This window comes from Dokdonia sp., from assembly GCF_039945015.1.
In the GTDB taxonomy this organism is placed as follows: Bacteria; Bacteroidota; Bacteroidia; order Flavobacteriales; family Flavobacteriaceae; genus Dokdonia.
Map to the genome: position 1 here is coordinate 92,806 of NZ_JBDUXP010000007.1, position 22,107 is coordinate 114,912.

A 22,107-nucleotide genomic window follows, 5' to 3' on the forward strand; every position below is an offset into this window, starting at 1 on the left:
AAAAAAAACATTAATGTGCTTCGAGCCAGTTATGACCCAATCCTACTTCTACGTCTAATGGTACAGTCATGGTAAACGCATTTTCCATTTCGGTTTTAATGAGAGTTTTCATAGCATCTAGTTCTTCATTAGGAACATCAAAAACCAATTCATCATGTACTTGAAGTAGCATCTTTGTTTTGTAGTCACTGCTTTCTAGTTTGTCATAGATGTTAATCATTGCAATCTTTATAATATCGGCAGCACTTCCTTGAATAGGAGCATTTACAGCATTACGCTCTGCAGCGCCACGTACAATAGCATTTGCTGAGTTGATGTTTTTTAAATAACGACGTCTGTCTAATACTGTTTTTACATAGCCATTATCACGTGCAAAATCTACTTGATCACTCATGTAGTTACGTAATCTAGGATAGGTTTTGTAATAGGTGTCTATCAGTTCTTTTGCCTCAGAACGAGAAAGATCTGTCTGATTACTTAATCCAAAAGCAGAAACGCCATAAATAATCCCAAAGTTGACTGTCTTTGCATTACTACGTTGCTCACGTGTTACTTCTTCTAGAGGGATATTAAAGACTTTGGCAGCGGTAGAGGCGTGAATATCTTCCCCATCCTGAAAAGCCTTGATCATGGTTTCCTCCTCACTTAGAGCTGCAATAATACGCAGTTCTATCTGAGAATAATCGGCGGCGAGTAGGGTGTGGTTTTCGTTACGAGGAATAAAAGCTTTACGTACTTCGCGACCACGTTCTGTACGAATAGGAATATTCTGTAAGTTTGGATTGTTAGAACTTAAACGTCCTGTCGCAGCCACTGTTTGCATATAATCTGTATGCACACGGTGATCAATACCAACTTGAACAGGGAGTGCATCTACATAAGTAGATTTTAATTTTGCAAGACCTCGGTAATCTAATATTTTCTGAATGATATCATGATCTTTTGCAAGGTATGATAGTACATCTTCGGCGGTAGAGTATTGTCCTGTTTTGGTCTTTTTAGGCTTATCTACGAGTTTCATTTTATCAAATAGCACTTCGCCTAATTGTTTGGGAGATCCTATATTAAATTCTTCTCCTGCTTCGGCATATATCTCAGAGGTCAATCTAGTGATATCTGTCTCAAGCTCTCCTGATAGTTCTTCTAAGAATCCAACATTAAGGTTAATTCCTTCCAACTCCATAGCGGCAAGAACGCGTAGTAATGGAATCTCAATCTCATCAAATAGTTTGCGAGTTCCGGCTTCGTCTAGTTCTTTCTCAAAATGTTTTTTAAGTTGTAAGGTGATGTCTGCGTCTTCTACTGCATACTCCGTTTGCTGGTCTAACGGAACTTGACGCATAGAGAGTTGGTTCTTTCCTTTTTTACCAATGAGTTCTACAATAGAAACAGGGGTATAATTAAGGTATGTTTCTGCTAGTACGTCCATATTATGACGCATATCAGGATTGATCAGGTAATGCGCTAGCATGGTGTCAAACAATTTCCCTTTAACAGTAACATCATATTTTGCAAGGACTTTAAGGTCGTACTTTAAGTTTTGGCCTATTTTTTCGATCCCTTCGGCTTCGAAGAAGGGTAGTAGTTCTTTAATGAGTTCTTTTGCTTCTGCTTGATCTTCTGGGAAAGGAATATAAAACCCTTTACCTACTTCCCAAGAAAAGGCAATCCCGACAAGCTCTGCGGTAAGGGGGTCAAGTCCTGTTGTCTCGGTATCAAAACAAACAGATGTCTGACCGAGGAGACTGTTGATGAATAATTTTCGCGCAAGCGGACTATCAATACTTTGGTATACGTGTGAGGTATCTTTAATGGTCTTACGACTAGATCCCGCTTCCATGCTTTCTGTAATGGCTGCGCCATCGCCTCCAAAAAGAGAAAACTGACCTTCTCCAGCGGCTGGTTTTGGTGCTTGTTTTTTTGTAGCTGTTGTTTGAGGGGTAGGAGTTGCTTCTTCAGAAAAGATCTTTACAAATTGATCTTTCATACGTCTAAACTCCAGTTCTTCAAATTTCTTGCCTACAGCTTCTGCATCAGGTTTTGAAAGTTCGTAATCTGTTGCATTAAAAGTTACATCACAATCTAGCATAATTGTGGCTAGTTGTTTAGAAAGAATTCCAAGTTCAGCATTTGCTTCGACTTTTTCTTTCATCTTTCCTTTAAGCTGATCGGTATTGGCTAATAAGCCTTCCATAGAACCATAGGCTGCAAGGAATTTTTTAGCTGTTTTATCTCCTACACCAGGAAGTCCAGGGATATTATCGGCACTATCACCCATCATTCCTAGGTAATCAATAACTTGTTCTGGGCGTTCTACTTCAAAGCGTTTTTGTACTTCAGGAATTCCCCATATCTCAATCCCATTCCCCATACGAGCGGGTTTGTACATAAAGATATTTTCTGAAACCAGTTGTGCATAGTCTTTGTCTGGTGTGACCATATATACTTTATACCCTTCTTTTTCGGCTTGTTTTGATAGCGTACCTATAAGATCATCTGCTTCTACACCTACGCGTTCTATAATAGGAATATGCATGGCTTTTAGAATTTCTTTGATATGAGGTACAGCAATTTTTATGGCTTCTGGAGTTTCGTCACGATTTGCTTTATACTCAGGAAATGCTTCTACACGCGCACTACTTCCTCCTTTGTCAAACGCAACAGCAAGGTGGTCAGGACGTTCTCTTCGAATGACGTCAAAAAGACTATTTGTAAATCCCATAATGGCACTTACATCCATGCCACTACTTGTGATTCTTGGGTTTTTAATAAGTGCATAGTAGCCTCTAAAGATGAGTGCAAATGCATCGAGTAAAAAAAGTCTTTTTTGAGTGTTTTCTTCAGTATTGGTCACTTGGAAGGAGTTTTTATACGCTTTCGCGAAAGCGTAATTATGCTAAACTCAAATGTAAGAAGATGACAGCAGAAATTATAGGGGTGTTGATAAGTAGTTGAGGTATTTGTGTTGCTTTATTCTTGACGCTCTGCAAAGTGTTTAAAATTTTCCATCCATTTATAGGCTTGTTTTCTAAACATAGATGGGAATAAGAGGGCCATCAGTTTTGGTAATACCCAACTTATACGTGTGTATTCTCCTTCGGTTTTATATTCGGTCTGGGTGTCATTTATAGAAATGAAAGAGGTCTTTAGCGTGTTATCCATGTGGATATGATGGTAATGGGCTTCAAAGGAATGGGGGAGCTGGTTATCAACAATTGTTTCTACCAGCTCCATGTCCCGTTTCCCCTGCGTAAGATATATCTTAGAAATGGCTCCATTTTCTCCTTCGGAGCCACTTATAAGTTCCTTCTTAGTAAATCCGTCTTGCCATTCTTTTAGATTATTGGTATCAGCAAAAAGTGATGCTACCTTTTTATAAGGTTGATTGATGATAATTGTGTCTCCGAATTTCATACGATTTTATTTTAAGGATACTACAAATTACGAGATTTGAAAATAGCGATTATTTTTTAATAAGTTGACCGCTATATAACTGTTCTGAATTTTGACTAATGATGTATATGTAATTTCCTGCTGACATACCTGAGATGTCAATAGGATGATTAAGTTGTGTATTTTGAATAGGAATGTCTTTTATTTCCTTGATAATACTTCCTAGAATGTCAACGATCTTAATATCAATATTTGAAATGTGTACAGGTAGATTTGCTTCTATGGTAAACGTGTTTTCTACAGGGTTAGGATATGTTTTTATATTGTGTATAAGAGATGCATCTTCTACAGAAAGACTAGGTAATTGTATTTTTCTGATAATTTGTGGATTGATTATCGCTCCATCTAAAAGAACGGCGCAATTTACAAATAGTACTTCACCATTATCAGATACAGCAATTCCATTTGGAGTAGAAAATGTTGCTGTTTCTCCATCTCCATCATCATTTCCTCGTACGCCAGTTCCCACAATATCATCCATCATTAAAGTTTCTAATTTTAAAGAAAATATTTGATGGCCACTATAACTTGCGATGTATAGATTTCCTGTATTTGGATCATAGTCTAGGTGACCATTTCCTGCAACAGTGTTTCCAATAATAGAGGTTGTTCCATCTGGAGTGATTTTTACAATATTTGTGTTTGAAAAATTAGAAACATATAGGTTGTTGTTTTCATCTACAGTAATTCCATTTGGACAAGAAAAGATTTCTCCTGAAGCAAATTGGGTAGATGTTCCGTCTGGAGTTACTTTTCGGATGGTATTGTTCCCGCAGTTACAGACATAAAAGTTGTCTTGATCGTCAAATACAATCCCAACGGGAGCAACAATGCCTGTTGAAGTGACAAAAACGCGTGCGCCGTCTACTATTTTATAAATAGCACTATCTCTTATATCAGATTGATATAAAACACCTTCACTGTCAAAATCATTTCCTGATGCTCCTGTAAAATCGGAAGCAAATACAGTTAGGTTTAAATCTGGATCTAGTTTTAATACATTATTAGGAATTCCATCGGTATCTGCCATTCCTAAGAAGTCGCCAAAATCTGCAATAAAAAGGTTCCCTTCGGAGTCTAAGGATAATCCTCCGCTTCCATTAAATTCAGGAGTAATTGTAGTTACTGTTATTTGAGCCTGTATTGTTGTGTACACAATACAAAGCATGATGAATAAAGTTTTTTTCATGATGTTACGGTTTTATCGTTTGTATAGTGCTAAGGAATATGAAATACAAACAGACCTTGTAATTGCTTATAAACATTTACAAGGAGAGATGTAACCTATTATCGGTGTTTACGCGATGATTTATTACTTATGTGTTTTATAAGAAGACGGAGTCGTTCCAGTATGTTTTTTGAACGCTTTGTAAAATGAAACACGATTATTAAAACCTGATGAGAAAATAATATCAGTAATGCTTAAGTCATTTTTGCTAGTCAATGATTTTTTTGCTTCTTCTATTCTATAGCTATTTATAAAATCGAAGAAATTGGCATCAAAGTGTTCATTGATTATTTGTGAAGTATGATGTCTGGAAAGATTTAGTTTTTCGGCTAAGTCGTCTAGTCGTAATTCGCTGTTCAAGTAAGGTTTGTTTTCATCAAAATAGACGGTAAGCGTTTCTTTTAATTCTAGAGCATAACTTTTTGTAAGACCTGTCTTTTGATATTTTTTAAAAGGTAATATTTTGTCCATAGAGAGACCTTCAAATATTTGAGGTTGTTTGTATCCAAAATATGAGATAAGTCCAATAAAAAACGTAATGACATACATAATTATATAATCATGTTCTGTGTCGATAATGCCTATATAAGAAAGTGTAAAATAAGTAATCATAGAAAAGACATAACAGCTAAAAGATCCTAAAACCCAATAGAACCACCTTTTCTTATTATATCCTACATGAGTGTCTTTAAAAGAGAAATAGGTGTATACCGTATAGAAAAACATAATGCAGGCAAAAAAAGGAGTTATATACTCTATATATCTTATGTGTTGTCCTATAGATTGATTTCTTAAAGCTTCTAGTTTTTCGTAAGAGGATAGGCTATATAAGGGGATGTACAACCAGATAGCACTTAGGGTAGGGAGTAAGTGAATAAGATCTTTTAACTGTACGTTTTTATTCTTGATCACCTTTCTTACATATATATACATAAGTGGAGGATATAATGTCCAAATGATGGCTAATAGACCATAGAAGTGAATGTATTCTATGCGAAATAGAAGTTTAGACCAGTATAGAACATTGTATGTCAAATTACAGGCAAATAAAACAAGGAATAGGCTTAATATTCTATTAGAAAAAGTATTCCCTTTTTTTCTAAAAAAGAAAAACACAGCAACAAGTAAAGCCTGAAAAGCAAAAAATAAAAAAAAGAGTTCCCAGATATTTAACATGTTACAACACTTGTTTTTTTAAGGGTTATATAAAAATTTATTTTAATAAATGAACAATAACTAAAGTACGTAATTTTATAAGAAAAGAATAGCATTGCTCTCAAGTAAACTTGTAGTCACTCTGTTCTACTCAGTAAGGTTAAGAGTTGAATTTTAATAACCAGTAATACGAGTAGTTGTATTGAAAACTATACATAGAGAAAGCCAAGCTTTGTGCTTGGCTTTCATGTTATATTATATTTTTAAGCGAGTTGATTGAGTGTAATAATCAACGGTGTGTTGTTATTCTCGTTCTCTTAAAATTAATAAAGGTTTGCTTGAATGGAATTCTTCTTTTAAAATTTCATTACGTTGCCAGAACTTTTCAAACATGTTTTGTTTTTTTCTACGCAGTAAACAAATCATATCTGGATTGATGGCTTGGTAATTTTCTAAAACCCCTTGAAAAACGGTTGCATTACTTGTATTTGTAAGAGAGTCTTTATTTGCTAATAATCGCTCACTAATTATAGAAGCTTCCTCAGGAACATCAGGTGTTTTTACATGCAATAAATGTAATTTTGCATTGAAAATATCTTTAATTTCTTCAATAGTTTCTAGATTATCTTCATTCTTGAAATTAGCATTTTTAAATGCCATTAATATGCTGTCAAATCTTCTAAATAAATAATCTCTAGGTACGATTAACATAGGAATATCTGTTTCTCGTACTATTTTTCCTGTCGTTTTTCCTAAATAGATATCACTATTTAACTCTATACTTTGTGGAGAAAGAATAATAAAATCAATATGTAGCGCTTTTGCAAATGATGCTATCCCTTCAAAAATATCTCCTGATATAAATTTAGAGACTACTTGAATGTGTTGTGCATGTACATTTTCAAGTACTTCTTTTAAGATAGCTTCTGTATGGTCTCCTGTTTTTATACAGGTTACGTAAATCCTTGCTTGCGTGATGGTTGCAAAATTCACAGCATAGCGTAGATTATTTATTCCAGTTTCAACAGAGCCTATAGGAACTAAGATGTTTTTCATAAGAAAATATGGTATTTAGTATATAACAAGATGCAAAATTACATTGAATTTTAAGAATACAGATCAAATGTTGGTATAAGTTTAATAAGCAAAATTCTTTAAACATTATTAGATATAAAAGAAGAATGGAAAATGATAGAGATGTTGATAAAATTGGAGAACATAATTGATTTCTTTTTTGTTAAAGACTAAAAAATAATCAAAACCTATTTGTATTTTTCAGCATTCAAAATTGAAACTTATGAAGCCTATTGCTTTAGCTATACATGGAGGTGCTGGTACATTACGTAAAGGGACTATGACACTAGAAAAAGAAAAAGAATATAAAGATGCTTTGAAGCTAGCATTAGAACAAGGGTATGCTGTTCTTGAAAATAATGGAAGTGCAGTAACGGCTGTAGAGACTGCTGTAAAGATCCTTGAGGATTCTCCATTATTTAATGCTGGAAAAGGAAGCGTTTTTACTGCAGAAGGGACTCATGAGATGGATGCGGCAATAATGGAAGGAAATACATTGAACGCTGGAGCAGTTTCATTGATAACAGGAATTAAAAATCCGGTATCTTTAGCGCGTGATGTTATGGAGAAAAGCGAACATGTTTTTCTAGCTGGTGAAGGCGCTATGAGATTTGCAAATGACCAAGGATATTTACTTGAAAACGAAGATTATTTTCGTGATGAATTGCGATATAATCAATGGCAACAAATACGAGGTAGTGATAACTTCCAATTGGATCATAGTGTAAAAAAGGATTCAAAGTTTGGAACCGTAGGCGCTGTCGCTTGTGATTCTTCAGGTGATATAGCGGCTGCTACTTCTACAGGAGGAATGACAAACAAAAAATGGGGAAGAGTAGGAGATAGTCCAATGATTGGAGCTGGGAACTATGCAAATAATAAAACATGTGCCGTTAGTTGTACAGGAAGCGGCGAATTCTTTATACGTGGAGTTGTGGCATATGATGTTTCATGCCTTATGGAATATAAAGGACTTACTCTAGAAGAAGCTACAGAAGAGGTTATACAAAGACGAGTATTGTCTATAGGAGGTGATGGAGGATTAGTCGCTATAGATGCTCAGGGTAATATAGCAATGCCTTTTAACACAGAAGGGATGTATCGAGCAAAAATAGATACCTCAGGAATAACAGAAATTGCTATTTATAAATAAATGGGATTGGCTATTGAAGCTTAAGACGCTTTTTATATAACCTTATACAAAAGGGGCTTCTACAGGTAATACCTTGATTTTCTTTTTTCTAATATTAAAGCGATCTCCATTTGCAAGTACATGAGTCTTTAAGTTAACAAGGGACATAGGGGTGCCTTTTTTAAGAATTTTTTGATTGTTATGTTTAAGTTTTGTGCCATCAAAAAGAATGACCATACCAGATCCTATTACTTCAAATGTGTTACAATCTTTAATGACAAGTCCAGTGTCTTCTGCTAGTCCTATTCCAAAATGCTTTGGAAATCTAGCTACAGCTTCGGCAATACGACCAAAACGACCACGACGAATAAAATGGGAATCTATAATAAGGTTTGGTATAAAGTTCATCCCATCATCCATTCCTATAGCTCCTTTTATAAAAGATTTTGTACTACTTCCTCCAGTAATCATTTCTTTAGACATACACATGGCTCCCGCACTAGTACCTGCAATAACAAAATCATCATTTTTATAACGTTCTAGAATGATATCATGTAATTTTGTGCCACCTATTTTTTTTGTAATCTTTGATTGATCTCCACCACTAAACATGAAGCAATTTGCTTTTTTAGCGAATGCTAAGTTTTCAGGTAAATCAGAATCAGATTTTTCTCTTATGTCCATTATGTGGACATTGGTACATCCTAATTTTCCAAATGCACTTAGATAATTTTGGCCAACTTCTTCAGGGATGCTAGATGCTGTAGGAATTACTATGATTATAGCTTCAGTTCCTCCGCTTTCATGAACTACTCTAGAAAGAATTCCTTCTTCAATATATTCAAGAGTATATTGTTCATTTTCTGTATTTCCTTTGTCTTCGTTCCCCCCAATTGGAATTAGTGTTCCTCTAGCCATGATTGTTATTTTTAACAGTTGGCAAAAATACACCAATTGTTCTATAAAAATGATATATTTATAGAATACGAATACTAATAATCAAACAAATTTTCTAAATATGAGAATAAGGGAAATCAACGCAATGCGCGGACCTAATTATTGGTCTGTTAGACGGCATAAACTAATTGTAATGGTGCTGGACTTGGAAGATATGGAAGAAAAGCCGTCAAATACTATAGATGGTTTTCTTGATCGTTTAAAAGAAATGTTTCCGACAATGTATTCACATAGGTGTTCTGTTGGAGAGCCCGGCGGATTTTTTCAACGTGTCGAAGAAGGTACTTGGATGGGGCATATTATAGAACATATTGCGCTAGAGATACAAACCTTAGCAGATATGGATACAGGTTTTGGAAGAACAAGAGATTATGGGGAAAGAGGGGTGTATAATGTAGTATTCTCATATATAGAAGAAAGTGTAGGACGATATGCGGCAAGAGCTGCTGTGCGTATTTGTGAAGCTCTAATTGAAAATGAATCGTATGACCTTGAAGATGATATTCAAGAAATGCGGGAATTAAGAGAAAAAGAAAGATTAGGACCAAGTACAGGATCTATAGTAGAAGAAGCTGCTAGTAGAGGAATTCCTTGGATTCGATTAAATAGATATTCTCTTTGTCAATTAGGGTATGGAGCAAATCAAAAGAGAATACAAGCGACCGTTACGAGTGAGACAAGTAGTATAGGTGTTGAGCTAGCTTGTGATAAAGAAGATACAAAGCATTTATTAGAACAAGCAGAAATTGAAGTGCCTCGCGGTGATATTATAAGTAAAGAACGAAGCCTTGAGGAAGCCTGTCGTTATGTAGGCTACCCTCTTGTAATAAAACCAATAGATGGTAATCATGGAAGAGGAATTACAGTAGATATTCAAAACTATGAAGATGCATTGGTTGCTTTTCATGCTGCAAAAGAAGTATCACGTAGAGTAATCGTCGAAAAATATATTACAGGTGAAGATTATCGTTTGTTAGTTATAAATCATAGGTTGGTTGCTGCTGCAATACGAACTCCTGCACATGTGATAGGTGATGGAAAATCTACAATTAAAGAACTGGTAGATAAAGTAAATGAAGATCCACGTCGAGGATATGGACATGAGAATGTTCTTACTATGATCACACTTAATGATTTAACGAAGACTATTATTGCAACATCTGGATATACAGAAGATTCTGTGCTTGATGATGGAGAAAGACTTGTCTTGAAAGATACTGCAAATCTTAGTACCGGTGGTACGGCAGAAGATATAACAGATATTGTACATCCTGCTAATGTTTCAATGGCTGAACGTATTTCTAAAATTATTGATTTAGATATTTGCGGTATTGATATTATGACAGATGATATAACAAAACCACTGTCAGAAACAGGAGGTGCAGTGCTTGAAGTTAATGCAGGTCCAGGTTTTAGAATGCACTTAGCGCCTACAACAGGGTTGCCAAGAAATGTTGCAGCACCAGTTATTGATAAATTGTTTCCTCAACAGGGAGATACAGGACGAATTCCTATAGTAGCTATTAGTGGTACGAATGGAAAAACGACGACAACAAGATTGATTGCCCATATGGCAAAAATGAGTGGATATAGAGTGGGATATACAACCAGTGATGGTGTCTACATTCAGAATAGATTACTTATGAAAGGAGATTGTACAGGTCCTGCAAGTGCAGAATTTGTATTAAAAGACCCTACAGTAAATTTTGCAGTTTTAGAATCTGCACGTGGAGGATTATTAAGAGCTGGGCTTGGGTTTAAAAATTGTGACATCGGTGTTGTAACAAATGTAGCAGCAGACCATTTAGGTTTGAAAGGTATTCATACTATTGAACAGCTTGCAAGAGTAAAAGGAGTAATCCCAGAAACTGTTTTGCCAGATGGATATGCAATTTTAAATGCAGATGATGACTTAGTATATGATATGCGCCGCAATATCGATTGTAATTTGGCTTTGTTTTCTATGGATGAAAATAACCCTCGTATTCAAGCATTACAGCGTAAGGGAGGTATCACAGCAGTTTTTGAGAATGGATATGTTACTATTTGTAGAGGGACTTGGAAGATGCGTATTATGAAAGTTGAAGACATTCCTCTTACTTATGGAGGGAAAGCTACGTTTATGATTCAAAATGTATTACCAGCTATTCTTACTGCAAATATTAGAGGAATTAGTATTGAAGATATGAAAGCAGCTTTAGAAACATTTATTCCTTCTGCTTCGCAAACACCAGGGCGTTTAAACATATTTGAGTTTGAGAATTTTACGATCCTATTAGATTATGCGCATAACCCTGCTGGTATGAGAGCTTTGCAGAAATTTACGGATAACTTGGATCATGAGTATAAGGTAGGGATTATTGCAGGTATTGGTGATCGTCGTGAAGAGGATAATAATGAGATGGGAATGATAGCAGCAGAAATGTTTGATGAGATTATCATTCGTCAGGATAAACGTCTTCGAGGTAAAACGGAAGAGGAGTTAATTAAAATGCTTAATGATGGTATTATTGCTAAAACACCTAATAAGAAAACAACGATAATTCCTTCTGAAAAAGAAGCAATTACATATGCAGTAAATAATGCAAAAAAAGGTTCTCTTATTATTCTGTGTAGTGATGTCATACCAGATGCTTTAGATCTTGTTGTCAAATTTAAAGAGCAAGAAGCTAGAGGTGAAGTTGTTTTTTCTCAATAAGAAACTTAAATCATGTATAAAAAAGGCAGGAATAAACTCCTGCCTTTTTTATGCTATATAATCCTTAAAGTTATATGTATAAAATTCTATTAAACTAGAAGCGGTTAGTTTGTGAATTCAATGATAAGTAAGTAAATAAACACGTAACTATTCGTTTGTAATTATCGTGCTATAGGGGGATAAATGGCTTGTATCCATTCTTTGATCGAGGCAATAGAAATAATAAAACTTCAAGAAATAAAGAAAGCCAAGCAAGATGCTTGGCTTTCACCCCAAATCATAATTGATTATTTAAAAGTCAATTACAACAGTCTTAAATATTTTTTGCTCTAAGGCGTCTGCAAATATAATAGATTTTTATAATATACTCAGTATTAGAGACTATTTATCTTGAATTACGTGTTATTTATACTATAACGACGGTTTTTTAGCAATAGTATATTGTGAAAATTATTTTTTACTTGTGAAACTTTACAGTATTGATTATTAGATATTTGCAAATGGCGTTTCCAATATCTGTTCCTTGTGATTTTTAAGTAAAAATAAAATTATTGATATCGTTATTTATTATAATAATCCGAAATAATGACTTCTGCATTTTCATTTTGATATTTCATCATATTAAAACCTTTATGTATCGCATAGCTACCTGTTTCTCCAGTTTTGTTCATAGCAATATATGCTACTTGAAAATCTTTATAACGATCTCCTTTTTTAACAATGCGATGTATGGCTTCTTCACATGCTTTTTGCGGAGACATGCCATTGCGCATTAACTCAACGACCAAGAAACTTCCTACTGTTTTTAATACTTCTTCCCCCATTCCGGTAGCTACAGCAGCTCCTACTTCATTATCTATAAAGAGTCCAGAGCCTATAATAGGAGAGTCACCTACACGACCTTTCATTTTATATCCTAACCCAGAAGTTGTGCAAACTCCTGCAATATCTCCAGAACTATCCATGGCTAACATGCCAATAGTATCATGGTTTTCTACATTAATGGCAGGTTGGTAATTACTAGTTTTTAACCACTCTTTCCAAGCTTTTTCAGATGCAGGAGTTAGTAGTTTTTGTTTTTTAAAACCTTGTGTATACGCAAACTCTTCAGCACCTTTACTTGCCATGATGACATGAGGTGTTTCTTCCATTACTTTTCTAGCAAGTGCAGCTACGTGTACAATATTTTCTACAGCGAGGACAGCACCATAATCTCCATCTGGTGACATAACACAGGCATCTAGCGTTACATTTCCTTCACGATCTGGTGTAGCTCCTATGCCTACAGTTGTGTTTTCTTCATTTGCTTCCTCTACAGCAACACCGGCAATAATAGCATCAAGAGCGGGTTTGCCTTGCGCGAGTAATTCTCCAGAAGCATTATTTGCAGATGAAGTATCCCAAGTGCTTATAGAAATATAGGATGATTTTGAGATAGATTTAGTGGTAGAAACTGCTATATCTTTTTCTTCTGGAACTTCTTTACAACTCATTGCAGCAACACCAGTGGCAATACCAGCTCCTGTAAGTGCTGTGTTCTGTATAAACTTTCTTCTATTCATTTTTTTTTTTGCTTTCGCGAAAGCGTATATTTTATGAATACCATAATGTACTCATATATCGTTCGTATAATCTGTTTTCAAGATACTACTTTTGTAGCTTTATATGACTTCCATTTTTTTGTAACCCAATTAAAAATAAATACATACCCTATAAAAAGGCTCAGTTTTAATAAGAGATGAAGTGGCCAATAAGGAATTGTATTAAGGATATCCCAAAAATTAAGATCTTGCCACCCTTCTGGGGCGTAATCCCGGTGCCATGAGACTACAATAATAATAAATCGTTCATAAGTAATTAAGAAAAATGGTATTGTAATGAGTCTTATGAATATGTTCTTGCGTACTAGTTTAAAACGAAAAGGTTGTGTTATAAATAACCACGAAAAAACCATAGCCCAGTATACCCAAGCATAAGGACCTGTAGCTCTGTTTGTGATGGCATATTCATTACTTTCATCCCCCATGAATATAAAAATATATACATAGGATATAAGGAGAATAATGGTATATAATAGTCCTGAAAATATAATAAGACGACACGCTATTTCATCAATTTTTAAAATGGTGTCTTTTATTTTTGGAATATAACGTCCGATTAAAAAAAGAATAGTAAGCAAGCCAAAAGGAATGAAAATATCACTTCTTAAAAAATCTAATGTGATATTAATTACCTCCATTACTTTATTGCAATTTCATCTACAAATATCCAGCTACGTCCTTCATAGGGATGTCCTTTATGCCAAGTTGGAACAGGCCCTAGTGTTTTAGCTATGAGTTTTACATACCGAATTCCAGTGCGTTTTTCTTCTCCTTTAACTGTTATAATAGCTACATTATTTGTTTCTGTAGGCGCATCTATAGTTTGCACTTTATAGGGTTGAAAATTTTCCCCATCAGTAGAGACCATAAGCCGTACTTCTGTAGGAAAGAAAATCCAACTACCTTGATCTTCTAAGAAGTTTGCTTCTATAGATGTGATGTCTTGATGTTCTCCTAAATCTACAGTAGCAATAACATCTCGGTCATGGTACCCTTGCCAAGTTCCAGTTCTAAAATTTGCAGTGCCACGAATCCCGTCTATAAGAGCATCATTACCGCCAGCGTTATATGCGTTTGCATATTCGGCATCTAGCTTTATAGATAAATTTTCGTCTATTTTGTAAAAATCAGTTTTGATCGTGACACTCTTTTGATTTTCTTTTTCTGAGTATGTATGTAGTGTTATAGCTTCAGTAATTATTATTGGATCTGTATATTTTTGAAAATCATCTCCAGTTATACTGTAGTAAATCGTAGTATTATCTCCGCTGGTATTTAATACAATTTCTGTTTGTTTTTTAAAGGCAATGTCTCCTTTAGCAATAAAGGGAACGGGAACAATTAATGCTTCTGTAATCTCTGTACTAGGAATATGAGCATTATCTCTTGCCCAAGTCGAGGGTTGATTAGTCATTTCAAAAACTAATGATCCGCCTTGTGTAATATCATTATGTGTAATGTATGAATATGGATGTGTTTTCCCGTTTAATTTTGCAGAAGCGATATAGATGTTTTTGTCAGAAAGATTATTAGCCTGAATGGTAAAAGTATTTCCGTTTTTAAGATTAATGGTGGCTTTGTCAAATAATGGAGCGCCTATAATATATTCATTACTACCAGGAGTTACAGAATAAAAGCCCATACTACTTAATACATACCATGCACTCATCTGACCACAATCTTCATTTCCAGAAATTCCATCAGGTTCATTTGTATATAAAGTTGTTAAAATCTCCCGTACACGTTCCTGCGTTTTGTGAGGTTTGTTTATAAAATTATAGAGATATGCCATATGATGACTGGGTTCGTTTCCGTGAGCATACTGGCCTATGAGTCCTGTAATATCTGCTTGATCGCGACCCGAAGTTTGCGACTCTGCTATAAAGAGTTCGTCTAGTTGTGCTTCAAGTGCTTTTTTTCCTCCAATCAGTTTTGTAAACCCTGTAATATCTTGAGGGACATAAAAACTATATTGCCATGCATTTGCCTCCGTATAATTAAAATTGACTTCAAAAGGGTCAAAAGGAGAGAACCAAGTATTGCGTACACGACCACGCATAAATTTACTACTTGGGTCAAAAGTATTTTTATAGTATTGCGCTCTTTCTATAAAGGTATTATAGGTTGTCATATCACCTTTAGATTTTGCCATTTGAGCAATGGTCCAATCATCATATGCATATTCCAACGTTTTTGAAACCGACTCAGATTCTTCTTCTACAGGAATATATCCAAATTTTTTATATGCATCTAATCCTAAATGATCTCTAGTAGCACTATAGGTCATGGCTTGTAAGGCCTTATCGGTATCATATCCACGGATACCTTTCATATAAGCGTCTGCAATGACAGGAACGCCATGATATCCTATCATACATCCTGTGTAATTTGCAGAGAGATCCCAAATAGGGAGTATACCACCCTCATCATACTTTGCTAGAAAGGTATTTATGAAGTCATTGGTGCGCTCTTCTTCAATAATAGTATATAAAGGATGTGCAGCTCTATAGGTATCCCATAATGAGAAAACAGTGTAATAATCAAAATCTGTGGTTTGATGTATTTCTTGATCTATGCCACGGTACCTACCATCTACATCTTGATAGAGGTTTGGCGCGATCATGGTATGGTATAATGCACTATAAAAATTGGTTTTGTTGTCAAGATTAGTATCCTCAATTACAATTTTTGATAGTTGAGATTCCCAAGTGTCTTGCGCTTCTTGTTTGAGTTGATCAAATGTTTTTGATCCAATTTCTGTTTCTAAATTCTTTTTTGCACCAGCTTCATCTACAGCAGAAATTCCCACGGAGACATAAATAGGTTTGTTATTTGGGTTGTCAAGTCCCAATGCCATTTTAGTAGGGTCATCTTTAGTATTTGGGGTTGTCTTAAATGGATGCGAGGTTTTTATATAATAAAAAAGCTTCTGTTCTTTTGCCCAAGATTCGGAAAATCGATGACCGCTTATTTCGGTATCAGAAAGGATATTGATACTTCCATTTAGTAATATATCTCTGTGTTCTATATCTACTATGATATGTTGGTTTTCCGCTTTCGCGAAAGCGTACTTATGCATTCCTGCTCTTTGAGTAACTGTAAGGGCAACATCAATATCAGTACTATCTAAATGCACTTCATAATATCCAGGACTTGCCTTTTCATTTTCATGAGAAAAGGGAGCTCGATACCCTGGTTTCTCATCGGCGCCATTATTAAAATTTATAGATGTGGTAGGCATTAATAAAATATCTCCATAATCTAAAATTCCGGTACCACTTAAATGCGTGTGACTAAACCCATAAATATATTTGTCATCATAATGATATCCAGAGCATCCGTCCCAACCTTCTAGTCTTGTATCTGGGCTTAGTTGCATCATCCCAAATGGCATGGTAGCACCTGGATATGTATGACCATGCCCTCCAGTACCTATAAATGTATTTACATAATTTGTGAGAGGTTGATCTGCTGTTGCGACAAGCGTATTTTCTTTTTTACAACTTAGGAATGCACTAAAAATAAAAAGTGCTAAGATTCTATAATGCATAGTGATGTGACAGTTATTGGGTGTAAGATACAGAAAAAGTGTTCGCCTTCATAAGGTTAGATTTTAATGTTATTTTATGAATGATCTCGAGACTATTTTATGTATTTTCGGAATATGTTATTAGAAATTTGTGCAAATTCGTACCAGTCTGCTATTGCAGCTCAGAAAGCAGGAGCACAGCGCATTGAGCTGTGTAGCGAACTAGCGTTAGGAGGAATAACTCCTAGTCATGGATTAATAGAAAAGGTTGTTTCAGATCTTGATATTCCTGTGTATGTATTGATTCGTCCTAGAAGTGGTGATTTTACTTATTATGATGATGAGTTTGATGTGATGTTAAGAGATATTGCTTTCTGTAGAAAAATGAAAGTGGGAGGTGTTGTTTCTGGAGTATTACATCCAGATTTAACGATAGATGAAGAGCGTACACAAACACTTGTGGATGCAGCAGGCGGGATGACATTTACATTTCATCGCGCTTTTGATTGGACTCCTAACGCGATGGATGCTCTTAAAGTACTTCAAAGAATAGGAGTAGACCGTATTCTAACATCTGGACAATCTGATACAGCTCTTGCGGGTTTATTTGTCCTTAAAATGTTATTGAGTAAGGCAAATAATAAGCCTGTTATTTTACCAGGAGGCGGTATCCGACCTAGTAATATAGGGCAGTTTATTACTGCAGGATTTAAAGAGTTACATGCTTCTGCAAGTAATACAATTGAGAGTCTAGAAGGTGCTTTTCCTATGCATAATTTGCAAGCGGTACAACAAGACCTACAAACGTATTCTGATCCAGAAAAAATCAAACAATTATTAGAGGCTATGTATAATTCATAAATCCATCTATACTTTTTAAAATGTGTAGATGTCTTAGGTAAATACTTTGAGAAATATTTTTTAGTCGTTCAGTTTTAAAACAGCCATAAAAGCTTCTTGAGGAATCTCTACATTACCTACAGCACGCATACGCTTCTTTCCTTTTTTCTGTTTTTCAAGAAGTTTACGCTTTCGCGAAATATCACCTCCGTAACATTTAGCGGTTACATCTTTACGTAACGCTTTTACAGTTTCTCTAGAAATTATTTTTGCTCCAATAGCAGCTTGAATAGGAATGTCAAATTGCTGGCGTGGGATTAATTGGCGTAATTTTTCGCACATTTTCTTCCCTATATCATATGCATTATCCTTGTGTAATAAAGCAGAAAGTGCATCTACTTCTTGTCCATTGAGGAGTACATCTACTTTTACAAGATTAGATGGACGCATCCCAATAGGGGTATAGTCAAAAGAAGCATACCCTTTTGACACCGTTTTTAAACGATCATAAAAATCAAAAACGATTTCGGCGAGTGGCATATCAAAGGACAGTTCTACGCGTTCTGGAGTAAGATATGTTTGATTTGTAATAGTCCCACGTTTTTCTATACAAAGCGACATTACAGGACCTACAAAGTCAGACTTTGTAATAATAGATGCTTTAATAAAAGGTTCTTCTACACGATTCATACTAGATGGATCAGGTAAGTCTGATGGGTTATTTACAAGAATAATATCATCTGGATATTTATGTATAAAAGCATGATAAGATACATTAGGTACTGTTGTAATGACCGTCATATCAAATTCACGCTCTAAGCGTTCTTGAATAATCTCAAGATGTAACATTCCTAAGAATCCACAACGAAAACCAAAACCTAAGGCCGCAGAGCTTTCAGGCTCAAAAACTAAAGAAGCGTCATTGAGTTGTAGTTTTTCCATAGAAGCACGGAGTTCTTCATAATCTTCTGTATCTACAGGGTAGATTCCAGCAAATACCATGGGTTTTACATCTTCAAAACCTTCAATAGCTCTCTGAGTTGGTGTCTTTGCATCTGTAATGGTATCTCCTACTTTTACTTCGCGGGCATCTTTGATTCCCGTGATTAAATAGCCAACATCTCCAGTTTTAATTTCTTGTTTAGGAGCTTGAGTGAGTTTTAATGTTCCTACTTCATCAGCTCCGTATGTTTTGCTAGTAGCAACAAACTTTATTTGCTGATTTTTTCTAATACTTCCGTTTAGAACTCTAAAATAGGTTTCTACACCTCTAAAAGGGTTGTATACAGAATCAAAGATCAATGCTTGTAGTGGTTCGTCAGGATTTCCTTTAGGAGCAGGTATACGTTCTATTACTGCTGCAAGAATTTCTACAATCCCAATGCCTGTCTTTGCAGATGCAGGAATTACTTCTTCAGAATCACATCCTAAAAGATCTACAATATCATCTGTTACTTCTTCTGGATTTGCACTCGGTAAATCTACTTTGTTAAGTACAGGAATAATTTCCAGATCATTCTCAAGTGCTAGGTATAAATTTGAAATTGTTTGAGCTTGTATGCTTTGTGCGGCATCTACGACTAGTAATGCGCCTTCACATGCAGCGATACTACGTGATACTTCGTAGGAAAAATCTACATGACCCGGTGTGTCTATTAAATTAAGAATATAGTCTTCACCTTTATAGGTGTATTCCATTTGTATTGCATGGGATTTGATCGTAATACCTCGTTCACGTTCCAAATCCATACTATCTAGTAATTGCGCTTGTGCCTCTCGTTTAGTGACAGTAGAGGTTTCGTCAAGAAGACGATCGGCTAATGTGCTTTTACCGTGATCAATATGTGCAATGATGCAAAAGTTTCTAATATTCTTCATAATCTAATCCAAGTCAATGGGTGCAAATATAGGTCATATGTTAACGATTATGGAAGTTGAAAAATAGAATTTGTGCATTTCGTCGAAAAAAATAATGGCAACCTTCTTTTCGGTTGCTTTTAGAGTATTTTTGGGTGTTGAAAATGAAGAATTTCACCCCAATTTTCTTAGTGTTTCTTTTAACACTATACTCTAGTTTTATTGTAGCTCAAGAAGCTAAAATCTCAGGAATTGTTTTAGATACTTCTGGGAACCCAATCCCTTTTGCAAATGTTGTATTGTATACACCAGACCAAGCAGTCGTAAAAGGAACAATTACAGATGATGCAGGGAGGTATAGTATAGTATCTGTTTCTCAGGGCGCTTATATCATTAAAGTTAGCTTTATAGGATATAAAGAATATGTTTCTGAGGAATTTATACTTTCGGCAAAAGAAGAGTTGCCAAACATACAACTTGAAGAAATAACAGAAAGTCTTAATGAAGTAACTGTTATAAGTAAAAAACCAACTATTGTCCGTGAAGTCGATAGATTGGTTTTTAATGTAGAGAATACTATTGCTGCTACAGGAAGTGCTTGGGAAATACTTAAAAGAACACCAGGCGTAGTTATAAAGCAGGATGCACTTACAGTGAGGAATAATGCAGTAAGTGTATATTTAAATGATCGAAAAATCGAACTGAGTTTTGAGGAAATACAAAGCTTATTGGAAGGGGTAGGAGGTGATACTATAAAATCAATAGAAGTCATCACAAACCCTTCTGCAAAGTATGATGCAGAAGGAGGGGCAATACTAAATATAGTGTCTTCTAAAACTCTATACTTAGGATATAAGGGAAGTGTTGCTGCTAGAGGAACCTATGGCATATTTCCGAAGCACTATTTTGGGACAAGTCATTATTTTAAAACGAAGAAATTAAATGTCTTTTTTAATTATGGCTACTCACCTCTTAAAAGAACAAAACTGAATGATAATTTTGTTAATTATCAAAATGAGAATACACCTATCTCAAGATGGACACAAGATTTTGAGCGTAAAACATGGACAAAAGCGCATAATGCAAATTTGATTGTAGATTATCAGTTGAGTGATCAACAGAAAATTAGTTTTTCGGCGATTGGGTTGTATTCTCCAAATGAATTTGATTTTGAAAGATCGCAAACTGCAGTTTCTTCTTTTGTCGGAGATTCCTTTGTTATAGGAACAACTAGTAATGTTGATGGAGAACAAAAAAATATTGCCTTTGATATGACGTATGCATATTCTTTGAAAAAAGGAGAATTGCAAGCAAATGCTCATTATACCACATATAATAAAGATCGTATTCAAAGACTATCTTCTGTATATATAGATGATGAAAATGCTATTTTTAGGAATGTAAGATTCACGAGTGACGCATTACAAGATATAGAGATTTATACTGGACAAATAGATTATACGACGCAAGCTGGAAAATTTGGTGTTGAAATAGGAGGAAAAGTAGCCGTTATTAATTCAAGATCTGTGATAAATTTTCCATTTATTCAAAATGATGATTCTAATGGACTAGATCAGGCTCAAAATGATGACTTTTTATATGACGAAAATGTTTTTGCTAGCTATGCTACTTTAAGTAGGGATGTAAATAAATGGAGCTTTAAAGGAGGTATTCGTGTTGAGCAGACAAACTCTACTGGGACTTCATTAATTTTAAACGAAGAAGTTGTTTTAGATTATTTAGAATGGTTTCCGTCTGCGTATCTTCAGTATAAGGCTTCAGCAAATCATAGCTTTAGTTTGGATTATAGTCGTAAACTAGATAGACCTCGTTATCAAGATTTAAATCCTTTTGTTTATTTCTTAAATGAAAATAATTTTTTTCAAGGAAATTCTGGACTCTTGCCAGCTTTTAGTCATCAGTTTAATTTTAATTACTCATTATTTGGAAAGTACTTTTTTGATGTATATTATCGGGATAATGGAGAAAATATACTTAGATTAGGTTTTCAAGATAATGTTAATGAAGTATTTCGGTCAGAAAATCAAAATGCAATTGATAGTCAGTCTTGGGGGGTAGATTTCACACACGGACGTTCTATTGCAAAGTGGTGGTATTTTTATACTTATATGAGTCTTTTTCATGAAGAGGAAACGTTTTTGGCCTTAGAGAGTAATAATTCTATAGTGACAAATGATGTTAATGGATTTTATGGGTCATTTTCAAATTTCCTAACGATAAGTAAGGACAAAACATTTACTGGAGAAGTGTCATTAGCATACTTTTCAAGGTTTATTTCGGGAAGTTATGTGCAAGCATCTACAACAGATCTTAGGATAGGAGTCAAAAAAACATTTTGGGATAAACGTGCATCACTATCTATTGCTGTAAATGATGTTTTAGGAGAGGCAAATGCATTACTAACTTCTAGATATCTTAATCAAGATAATGGATATATAGCCGTACCAGAAACTCAAAATCTCCAAATAGGTTTTACTTATAACTTTGGTAATTTTAAACTAAAAGATAATAATCGTACTCTTGATAAAAAAGAGAGAGAGCGTCTTAGCAATAGCGATTAAT

General features: G+C 34.9%; 14 protein-coding genes. 4 read left to right on the forward strand and 10 right to left on the reverse strand.

What is annotated here, in order from left to right:
* Positions 1–10: 10 nt before the first annotated feature.
* The 5 genes from polA to ABJD27_RS07095 all read right to left on the reverse strand — a co-directional run bounded on the left by polA (position 11) and on the right by ABJD27_RS07095 (position 6,892).
* Positions 11–2,854, reverse strand: a complete 2,844-nt coding sequence (gene polA / locus ABJD27_RS07075; protein WP_348162307.1) for a DNA polymerase I — start codon at positions 2,852–2,854, stop codon at positions 11–13.
* A gap of 116 nt (positions 2,855–2,970) precedes the next feature.
* Positions 2,971–3,414 carry an SRPBCC family protein gene (locus tag ABJD27_RS07080; RefSeq protein ID WP_348162305.1) on the reverse strand — a complete coding sequence of 148 codons (444 nt, stop codon included), beginning with the start codon at positions 3,412–3,414 and terminating at the stop codon, positions 2,971–2,973.
* A gap of 49 nt (positions 3,415–3,463) precedes the next feature.
* Entirely contained in the window at positions 3,464–4,642 is a 1,179-nt protein-coding gene (locus ABJD27_RS07085; RefSeq protein WP_348162303.1) for a T9SS type A sorting domain-containing protein, read from the reverse strand.
* Positions 4,643–4,765: 123 nt separating this feature from the next.
* A complete protein-coding gene (locus ABJD27_RS07090) occupies positions 4,766–5,857 on the reverse strand; it encodes a helix-turn-helix domain-containing protein (protein ID WP_348162301.1) in 1,092 nt (363 codons plus the stop codon).
* A 282-nt stretch (positions 5,858–6,139) separates the two neighbouring features.
* Positions 6,140–6,892: a universal stress protein gene (locus ABJD27_RS07095; RefSeq protein ID WP_348162299.1), complete on the reverse strand. Its 753-nt coding sequence runs from the start codon at positions 6,890–6,892 to the stop codon at positions 6,140–6,142.
* A 241-nt stretch (positions 6,893–7,133) separates the two neighbouring features.
* Between ABJD27_RS07095 and ABJD27_RS07100 the strand changes: the two genes are divergently transcribed.
* Entirely contained in the window at positions 7,134–8,063 is a 930-nt protein-coding gene (locus ABJD27_RS07100) for an isoaspartyl peptidase/L-asparaginase (protein WP_348162297.1), read from the forward strand.
* A gap of 42 nt (positions 8,064–8,105) precedes the next feature.
* On the opposite strand, the gene ABJD27_RS07105 is transcribed toward ABJD27_RS07100, so the two are convergent.
* Positions 8,106–8,960, reverse strand: a complete 855-nt coding sequence (locus ABJD27_RS07105) for a cyanophycinase (protein WP_348162295.1) — start codon at positions 8,958–8,960, stop codon at positions 8,106–8,108.
* Positions 8,961–9,060: 100 nt separating this feature from the next.
* Here ABJD27_RS07105 and cphA point away from each other — a divergent pair, with 100 nt between their 5' ends.
* Positions 9,061–11,697, forward strand: a complete 2,637-nt coding sequence (gene cphA / locus ABJD27_RS07110) for a cyanophycin synthetase (protein WP_348162293.1) — start codon at positions 9,061–9,063, stop codon at positions 11,695–11,697.
* 560 nt (positions 11,698–12,257) lie between these two features.
* On the opposite strand, the gene ABJD27_RS07115 is transcribed toward cphA, so the two are convergent.
* From ABJD27_RS07115 to ABJD27_RS07125, 3 genes are all read right to left on the reverse strand, one after another.
* The gene (locus ABJD27_RS07115) at positions 12,258–13,259 is read right to left on the reverse strand and encodes a N(4)-(beta-N-acetylglucosaminyl)-L-asparaginase (RefSeq protein WP_348162291.1); all 1,002 of its coding nucleotides are present in this window, start codon (positions 13,257–13,259) and stop codon (positions 12,258–12,260) included.
* 77 nt (positions 13,260–13,336) lie between these two features.
* Positions 13,337–13,936: a hypothetical protein gene (locus ABJD27_RS07120; RefSeq protein WP_348162289.1), complete on the reverse strand. Its 600-nt coding sequence runs from the start codon at positions 13,934–13,936 to the stop codon at positions 13,337–13,339.
* A complete protein-coding gene (locus tag ABJD27_RS07125) occupies positions 13,936–16,848 on the reverse strand; it encodes a GH92 family glycosyl hydrolase (RefSeq protein ID WP_348162287.1) in 2,913 nt (970 codons plus the stop codon). Before ABJD27_RS07125 ends, ABJD27_RS07120 begins: the two co-directional genes overlap by 1 nt.
* A 114-nt stretch (positions 16,849–16,962) precedes the next feature.
* On the opposite strand from ABJD27_RS07125, the gene ABJD27_RS07130 reads away from it, so the two are divergent.
* Entirely contained in the window at positions 16,963–17,688 is a 726-nt protein-coding gene (locus ABJD27_RS07130) for a copper homeostasis protein CutC (RefSeq protein ID WP_348162285.1), read from the forward strand.
* A 60-nt stretch (positions 17,689–17,748) separates the two neighbouring features.
* Here ABJD27_RS07130 and lepA read toward each other — a convergent pair whose 3' ends face one another.
* A complete protein-coding gene (lepA, locus tag ABJD27_RS07135) occupies positions 17,749–19,545 on the reverse strand; it encodes a translation elongation factor 4 (RefSeq protein ID WP_348162282.1) in 1,797 nt (598 codons plus the stop codon).
* 143 nt (positions 19,546–19,688) lie between these two features.
* Here lepA and ABJD27_RS07140 point away from each other — a divergent pair, with 143 nt between their 5' ends.
* The gene (locus ABJD27_RS07140) at positions 19,689–22,106 is read left to right on the forward strand and encodes an outer membrane beta-barrel family protein (RefSeq protein ID WP_348162280.1); all 2,418 of its coding nucleotides are present in this window, start codon (positions 19,689–19,691) and stop codon (positions 22,104–22,106) included.
* Position 22,107: the final 1 nt, after the last annotated feature.

Bases quoted from the DNA above. Each gene is read 5' to 3' on its own strand.
- ABJD27_RS07085 (WP_348162303.1), bottom strand. From the start codon at position 4,642: ATGAAAAAAACTTTATTCATCATGCTTTGTATTGTGTACACAACAATA.
- ABJD27_RS07130 (WP_348162285.1), top strand. From the start codon at position 16,963: ATGTTATTAGAAATTTGTGCAAATTCGTACCAGTCTGCTATTGCAGCT.
- ABJD27_RS07125 (WP_348162287.1), bottom strand. From the start codon at position 16,848: ATGCATTATAGAATCTTAGCACTTTTTATTTTTAGTGCATTCCTAAGT.
- ABJD27_RS07090 (WP_348162301.1), bottom strand. From the start codon at position 5,857: ATGTTAAATATCTGGGAACTCTTTTTTTTATTTTTTGCTTTTCAGGCT.
- ABJD27_RS07080 (WP_348162305.1), bottom strand. From the start codon at position 3,414: ATGAAATTCGGAGACACAATTATCATCAATCAACCTTATAAAAAGGTA.
- ABJD27_RS07100 (WP_348162297.1), top strand. From the start codon at position 7,134: ATGAAGCCTATTGCTTTAGCTATACATGGAGGTGCTGGTACATTACGT.
- cphA (WP_348162293.1), top strand. From the start codon at position 9,061: ATGAGAATAAGGGAAATCAACGCAATGCGCGGACCTAATTATTGGTCT.
- lepA (WP_348162282.1), bottom strand. From the start codon at position 19,545: ATGAAGAATATTAGAAACTTTTGCATCATTGCACATATTGATCACGGT.
- ABJD27_RS07115 (WP_348162291.1), bottom strand. From the start codon at position 13,259: ATGAATAGAAGAAAGTTTATACAGAACACAGCACTTACAGGAGCTGGT.
- ABJD27_RS07105 (WP_348162295.1), bottom strand. From the start codon at position 8,960: ATGGCTAGAGGAACACTAATTCCAATTGGGGGGAACGAAGACAAAGGA.
- ABJD27_RS07140 (WP_348162280.1), top strand. From the start codon at position 19,689: ATGAAGAATTTCACCCCAATTTTCTTAGTGTTTCTTTTAACACTATAC.
- ABJD27_RS07120 (WP_348162289.1), bottom strand. From the start codon at position 13,936: ATGGAGGTAATTAATATCACATTAGATTTTTTAAGAAGTGATATTTTC.
- ABJD27_RS07095 (WP_348162299.1), bottom strand. From the start codon at position 6,892: ATGAAAAACATCTTAGTTCCTATAGGCTCTGTTGAAACTGGAATAAAT.